Origin of the sequence: Actinoplanes sp. NPDC051633 (assembly GCF_040681735.1) — a bacterium.
GTDB lineage: Bacteria > Actinomycetota > Actinomycetes > Mycobacteriales > Micromonosporaceae > Actinoplanes.
The window spans coordinates 1-5,905 of sequence record NZ_JBFAZH010000431.1 but is presented as its reverse complement, the minus strand read 5'-3'; the positions used below and the strand labels follow the sequence as shown (position 1 = coordinate 5,905).

At 64.7% G+C, this 5,905-nt stretch carries 7 protein-coding genes and 1 pseudogene; 4 read left to right on the top strand and 4 right to left on the bottom strand.

The genetic code is table 11. The annotated features are described in order from the left end of the window. A pseudogene (locus AB0M20_RS22855) lies at window positions 1-430 on the top strand (glucosidase); the annotation flags it as partial. Here the strand turns inward: AB0M20_RS22855 and AB0M20_RS22850 are convergent. From AB0M20_RS22850 to AB0M20_RS22835, 4 genes are all read right to left on the bottom strand, one after another. Next, window positions 421-1,530: a hypothetical protein gene (locus AB0M20_RS22850; RefSeq protein WP_364301239.1), complete on the bottom strand. Its 1,110-nt coding sequence runs from the start codon at window positions 1,528-1,530 to the stop codon at window positions 421-423. The pseudogene AB0M20_RS22855 and the gene AB0M20_RS22850 sit on opposite strands and share 10 nt — an antisense overlap. After that, window positions 1,527-2,552: a helix-turn-helix transcriptional regulator gene (locus tag AB0M20_RS22845; RefSeq protein ID WP_364301237.1), complete on the bottom strand. Its 1,026-nt coding sequence runs from the start codon at window positions 2,550-2,552 to the stop codon at window positions 1,527-1,529. Before AB0M20_RS22845 ends, AB0M20_RS22850 begins: the two co-directional genes overlap by 4 nt. Window positions 2,553-2,710: 158 nt before the next feature. Then, a complete protein-coding gene (locus tag AB0M20_RS22840) occupies window positions 2,711-3,529 on the bottom strand; it encodes a hypothetical protein (protein ID WP_364301241.1) in 819 nt (272 codons plus the stop codon). Further along, window positions 3,468-3,713 carry a helix-turn-helix transcriptional regulator gene (locus tag AB0M20_RS22835; protein WP_364301235.1) on the bottom strand — a complete coding sequence of 82 codons (246 nt, stop codon included), beginning with the start codon at window positions 3,711-3,713 and terminating at the stop codon, window positions 3,468-3,470. The genes AB0M20_RS22840 and AB0M20_RS22835 overlap by 62 nt, the downstream gene beginning before the upstream one ends. A 251-nt stretch (window positions 3,714-3,964) precedes the next feature. On the opposite strand from AB0M20_RS22835, the gene AB0M20_RS22830 reads away from it, so the two are divergent. From AB0M20_RS22830 to AB0M20_RS22820, 3 genes are all read left to right on the top strand, one after another. After that, the gene (locus AB0M20_RS22830) at window positions 3,965-4,600 is read left to right on the top strand and encodes a GNAT family N-acetyltransferase (RefSeq protein ID WP_364301233.1); all 636 of its coding nucleotides are present in this window, start codon (window positions 3,965-3,967) and stop codon (window positions 4,598-4,600) included. A gap of 272 nt (window positions 4,601-4,872) precedes the next feature. Further along, window positions 4,873-5,226: a hypothetical protein gene (locus AB0M20_RS22825; RefSeq protein WP_364301231.1), complete on the top strand. Its 354-nt coding sequence runs from the start codon at window positions 4,873-4,875 to the stop codon at window positions 5,224-5,226. 140 nt (window positions 5,227-5,366) lie between these two features. Next, window positions 5,367-5,870 carry a SigE family RNA polymerase sigma factor gene (locus AB0M20_RS22820; RefSeq protein WP_364301229.1) on the top strand — a complete coding sequence of 168 codons (504 nt, stop codon included), beginning with the start codon at window positions 5,367-5,369 and terminating at the stop codon, window positions 5,868-5,870. Window positions 5,871-5,905: the final 35 nt, after the last annotated feature.

Sequence of the window (5,905 nt, the reverse complement as noted above, 5' to 3'; positions counted from 1 at the left end):
ATTCACGGTCGGGTACGAACCGGCCGAATCCACCAGCGGGTTGTTCGGCGGCAACTCGAATTGGCGCGGTCCGGTGTGGATGCCGACGAACTATCTGCTGATCGAGGCGTTGCGGGAGTTCGCGGCGTTCTACGGCGACGACCTGAAGGTGGAGTATCCGACGGGTTCCGCGGTGAAGGTGCCGCTGTCCGAGGTGGCGGACGACCTGTCGCGGCGGTTGGTGTCGCTGTTCGTGCCGGATTCGTGGGGGCGCAGGCCGATCTACGGGGCGCAGGAGCTCTTCCAGAATCATCCGGACTGGAAGGACCTGATCGTCTTCCCGGAGTATTTCCACGGTGATAACGGGGCCGGCTTGGGCGCATGGCACCAGACGGGCTGGACCGCCCTGGTGGTCGACCTGATCCTCGACCTGCATCGAGATCAGCGATAGAGCCCCAGATGCGCTAGGGCGTCGTCGATGTCGTCGTATCTCGGTAGGTCGGTCACCCAGGCGCGCCAGCGTTCGCAGTCGTCCCGCCAAGCCTTCAGGTAGATCGTGCACAGCTCAGCGGTGATCAGCTCGAGGTTCGCCAGCGCGGCGAGCAGGCACTCCTTGATCTGCTGGCGCCTGAAATACGAGATCTCTGTGGCCGGTAGACGTCGGAGGATGGCACCGATCAGGTCGCGTCGGGCGGTCAGAAACTCTTCCCAGAAGTGTCGATCCGCCTCGTGGATGCTTCGGCCGCTGTCCAGCAGGGCGTAGATACCCTCGGCCAGGCAGTCCCCGAACTCCTCGGAGCCCGCCCGGCCGGGATTCTTGTACGGATCGAACGGCCGCTGAGCGAATTGCCCGTCGACCGCACACGGCGAGATCGTGTCGTCGTCGAGGACGAAGAACCAGTCCTCGTTGTAGATGTCCGGGAAGAGCGACTGCGACCTGGACCCGCGGAACAGCATGGCCCCGGCGCCGATGAAGGTGCTCTGGTAGGCGCCGGTGTCACGGTTGGCGTGACAGACGACGGAGTTGTCGGGGAACCCGTTGTTCATCAGGCCGACGATCTCGAAGTCGTCCAGCAGGCCGGCCGCCCGGCGGGTCTGATCCGGCTGCACTCCCTCGATGTCATCGTCGAGGAACAGGACGCGGTCCCACTGGAGCATGCGGGTCAACGCCAGCCCGACGTTGCGTTTGACGGCGGTGTCCGAGTCCCGTGCAAACGGTGTGCGGTTGATGATCGCGGAGGTGGACAGCTTCGGCAGCCGAATCCGGCCGCGGAGGTCGACGGCCACGACGGCTGCGTCATTCGCCCATCGGCGGCCGACGTCGTGTGCCGCCGCTTCCCGGCTGCACAGGGCCACCAGAGGCGTGTCGAGCTTTGCGGCGAGCTCGACGGCCTGCTCGAGCTGTGAGGCATGCCGTCCGGCGGGCACGATGGTGGCATCGACGTCCGCGTCGCCGGCCGGTGCATGCGGCCGGGAGTGGAGGAGCCGGCGGTGCGTGGGCCGGTGCGGACTGCCGGGCGTGCCGTCGCTCGGCTCCGTGGTGGCGCTCAAGCGACCTCCTCCGGCCACTCGTGCAGGCGATCCTCCGCGACGGTCCAGTCGGGTACGACAACCTCTTTGGCGATGATCCGCACTCGACACACCAAGCTGTAGGTGTCCGCCGAGTTCAGCCTCTCGGCGGCGTAGGCGGCGTTCCGTTCCCGGATCTTCGGATCGGTCAGTGCCCGGACCACTCCGTAGCTACCACGGCTGAACATCCCGTTGAAGATGGTGAGCGTGCGTCGGCGATTGTAGGGATTCGGAGCCCGCAAGAAGTGGGCGACGTCCTCCCGCAGGATGGTCCTTTCGCCCTCCCGGCTGACTTTGGGCCTGAGGACGCGTCGTTTTCCGTTGGGCAGGCCAACGTCGAAGCTGCCGATATCGTCGGCGTTGCGCCGGTGATGTTGCTTCACCGGCACGTGGTCGAAGTAGGCCATCAAGGCTGCGGTGACGCTGTTCAGGTCGACGCCGCCGAGCGCGATCAGGTGGTCGTTGAGGTCGGCCGCGGACAGCTCGTCCGCGGTTCCGACGGCGATCGGGCTGATGGGATTGAGGGCCACCACGGCGGGCAAAAGCTCGATCAACGCGTCCAGGTCGCCGTATTTATAGGAGTCGATGTAGTTGGCGTCGTCCAGCTCCACGTCGCCGATTTCCAGCCGCTTGCTGTCCGTTGCCTTGGAGCAGACGATCGTGATCGCTTCCCCGGCCCCGAACTTGAGCGGGTTCTGGACGATCGGAGGACCGGCCGGCTCGGGCTGCCGCAGGTCGAAAAGCTCGGTGCGGAGCCCCTCGTAGGCGGCCTGCTCTGCCGGGCCCAGGTCGTCGACGTCCTTGAGCTGGGGCTTTCCGGTCCAGTCGGCGCTGAACACCCGGGCGATCTCGTCGAGCCGGCTGTCCGGAGGGATCGTGTCCTTCTCCCAGGACGAGATGAGCGGAACACTCACTCCCAGCGCTTTACTGAGCGCGAGCTGCGTCAACCCGGCCCCGGTGCGGAGCGCCTTCAGTTGCTTGGCCAACGGCGTCACGCTCGGCATCGAACCCACTCCCTTCAGTGAAGTTCAGGACACCGCCCGAGGATAGATCGCTAGAGGTTATTGCTATACAGAGGCGGAGTAAATGAGCGCCACGGCTCCCATGCGAACTCGTGATGTCGGCGGAAGTTCAGCTTACGACTGAAGTTGTGCTGAAGACATCAGGGTTTCGAGTCGGGCCACTCGTGCAAGCGGGTCGCGTCCAGCGTCCAGTCCGGAATGACCACCTGATCCGCGACCATCTCGACCCGGCATACGATGCCGTAGGTGTCGACACCGGCGAAGCGACGCGCCACGTAGGCAGCATTGCGCCGATGGAACTCGGGATCTGCCATGGACTTGACGACGCCCAAGGTGCCGTGGTTGAACGAGCCGTTGAACATGGTCAGCGTGCGTTGCCGGTTGTAAGGGTTCGGCGCACGCAGAACGAGTGCAACATCTTCCATCAGAGCCCGGCTCCCGGCGTCGCGAACGAGGCGGGGAGTGAACGTCCGCCGATCTCCGTCCCTCTCCACCACGAACCCGCCGGCGTCGTCGTCGGTCGGCCGCTCCAGCTGGCGAATGGAGATGCCGTCGAGGCGACTCAGAATGGCCGCTGCCACCGGGTTCCAGTCAACTCCGCCCAGTAGCACGAGGTGGGCCGCGAGGTCTGTCTGTGTCAGCTCGCTCGGGATGCCGACCGTGATGTGGCTTGCGGGGTTATGTGCACCCACGCTCGGCAGAAGGGCGATCAACGAATCCAGGTCCGCGAACTTGTAGGCGTTGATGCGATTGCCACTCGCGGCATCGAGATTGCCGAAAGCCGCTCGCCTGCCGGCCGGTACCTCAGAACACACGACCGTGATCGGTTCTCCCGCCCCGAAGCGGAGGGGACTGTCGGCGTTCTGGTTGGCGGCCACCAAACTGGCGTGTAGCTCGTCATACTGCCGCTGTTCGCCAGGCTCCATGCCGGCCCGGTCGATCAAGCGGAGCCCGTCCATCGCGAATGGTGGCAAACAGCCGGGCGTAGTCGTCCAGACGGTGCTCAGCCGGCGCAGTTCCGGTCTCCCATGACGAAATTGTCGAGGTGCTTACCCCCAAGGCCGGCCCCAGGGCGCCTTGGGTCAGCCCGGCAGCATGCCGCAGGTCGCGGAGCTTCTTCGCAAGCGGGGACGGGCTCGACACCGATAAGTTCCCTCCATGGTCCAGGCGGTTACCGGCCCTGCGCTGGACTTCACCGGATTTCCCAGTGATACCAGGACATTACCGTGCGTCGATTGGCTGTGCACGCGCAGTGTTTGGCTCGGTGATGGCGGCGATGGGTGCGGTCACGTTCGCGGACAGCCGCGCATCGATCCCAGCGCTTCCACTGCAACTTCGGAGGTTCCACAGGAATCTGGAGCCACGTCCGTAGTTTCGGAGGTCGCATCGCGCCGATGGACATGACGGGTCTCGGCGGCCCGGCGTGTCGGATGAAGCTTGTGCCGGGCTTGGCCGTGCTTATGCTGGGACAAGAATTGCCTGTTCAGCCCACTTTTCACGTCGGCGAAGTGTTAGCCGGGACGAGTGAACGGCGGAGGCCGACGTCCCAGCAGTCGAGAGAATGGTGTTTGATATGCGCCGTGCAGCATCGCGTCCGAGGAGCCCGCCCGAGGGAGGTCAAAGCCCTACGCGCGAGCCTGGGTTCCGAAGAACAGCATCTCAGGAATCGGTTGAAGGACCCTCGCAAGTACCGGGTCGTGGTCGCTACCGTGGACAAGGTCGTCGTCGGATCGGTCATCGTCTCGTGGATGGATGCGGACGAGCGGGACATCAAGAGGCTGAGGCCGAAGGTGCCGATCTTGTATCGGATGCAGGTGGACGAACCGCATCGCTGCAAAGGCATTGGCACCGACTTGATGCTTTACGCGGAGAATCTTCTGCGTCGGCGCGGTGCGAAGGCGGTTCTGTTCGGCGTCGACGTGTCGAATACTCGGGCCCGCAGCCTCTACGAAACTCTTGGGTATGGGGTCGAACTGGTTGGCTTGAGCGCCGGCGGCGAGAAGTACGACATCTTGTTCAAGCAGCTCTAGCGACGCGCTTCAGCGGAACTTCAGTCATCGTGCCCCGTCGCCGCCAGCCAGCGAATTACACGGCTGTCATTGAGTAGATGAATGACATGAGTGTCACGTGAATATGTTGCCCGTGCTCTACTTCAGCTCATAGCTGAAGTTTAAGCTGAGGCTGGATGAAGCGCTGAACAAGCGCCTCAGAGGTCAGGGGTGACGCCATGTCGATGACCGCCTCACTTCCGCACAGCCGCGGCCCACCCACACGACGTGCTCACACGTCGAGATCCACGCGCATGCGGGTTGCGAAGAAAGAAAGCGCCCCCGGGCTGGACCCCCGGGAGCGCCACGTGCACAGATTCCTCTGGCCAAGGAAGGCCTGCCACATGCTTACGTTAAACCCCCTTCCGGCATCCGTACATGAAGACTTCGTTTCGGCCTCGGCGCAGGCCGCGCTGCCGGACGACATGCTCACCGCCATCGCGCTCGCGGTGGCCATCATGCTGATGGCATTCGCCCTTGAGGCGCTCAAGAACATCATCGGCAGCTTCTGGACGATGGTCCGGCCCGCTCTTCGCCTGGCATCCCTCTTGGCCGTCGCGCTGGGTCTGATCGTCGTCGCGCTGGTCGTCCAGCTGCGTTTGCTCTGAAGTACGACCGTGCCTCGGCTCAGCCGGGGCACGGCCCAGGGTGGACAGTCCGTACGAACATTGCCGGTGGCCGGTGCAACCTGGCTTCCCCGTCGCCGCGACATACGTACGACAGATGCTTCCACCCGCTAAGGAGCAGGATGCGGCCAGACCATGAACGGGACTACGTCGAGTTCGTCTCGGCGCGGCTGCCCCGGCTGCATCGCACGGCCTACCTGTTGTGCGGCGACCCCCACCAAGCCGACGACATCGTTCAGGCCGCCGCGATTTCGCTCTACCTCCATTGGAGACGCGCGTCCGGCGCCGACAACGTGGACGCCTACCTCAACCGCATCCTGGTGCGGCGCTATCTCGACGAGCGACGACGCCGGTGGTCGCGGATGCTGCTCGGCGACCGCCTACCCGATCTGCCGGCCGCACGCGCCCCGGACGTCGAGCAGCGCGACGAGCTGCTGAGTGCAATTCGCAGCCTCCCCAAGGGGCAGCGCGCGGTCATCGTGCTGCGCTACTTCAACGACCTGTCCGTCGAGGCGACCGCCGAGGTGCTGGGCTGCTCCACCGGCAACGTGAAGAGCCAGTGCGCCAGGGGCATCGTCGCCCTGCGCGGGGTGCTGACCGACGAGGGAAAGCGGGCACGGCGATGAACGAGGAACAGATGCTGCGCGAGCGGCTAAACGCG

Coding starts and splice junctions, on each gene's coding strand:
- AB0M20_RS22825 (WP_364301231.1), top strand. CDS start 4,873: ATGCGGGTTGCGAAGAAAGAAAGCGCCCCCGGGCTGGACCCCCGGGAG.
- AB0M20_RS22840 (WP_364301241.1), bottom strand. CDS start 3,529: ATGGACGGGCTCCGCTTGATCGACCGGGCCGGCATGGAGCCTGGCGAA.
- AB0M20_RS22830 (WP_364301233.1), top strand. CDS start 3,965: ATGGACATGACGGGTCTCGGCGGCCCGGCGTGTCGGATGAAGCTTGTG.
- AB0M20_RS22845 (WP_364301237.1), bottom strand. CDS start 2,552: ATGCCGAGCGTGACGCCGTTGGCCAAGCAACTGAAGGCGCTCCGCACC.
- AB0M20_RS22820 (WP_364301229.1), top strand. CDS start 5,367: ATGCGGCCAGACCATGAACGGGACTACGTCGAGTTCGTCTCGGCGCGG.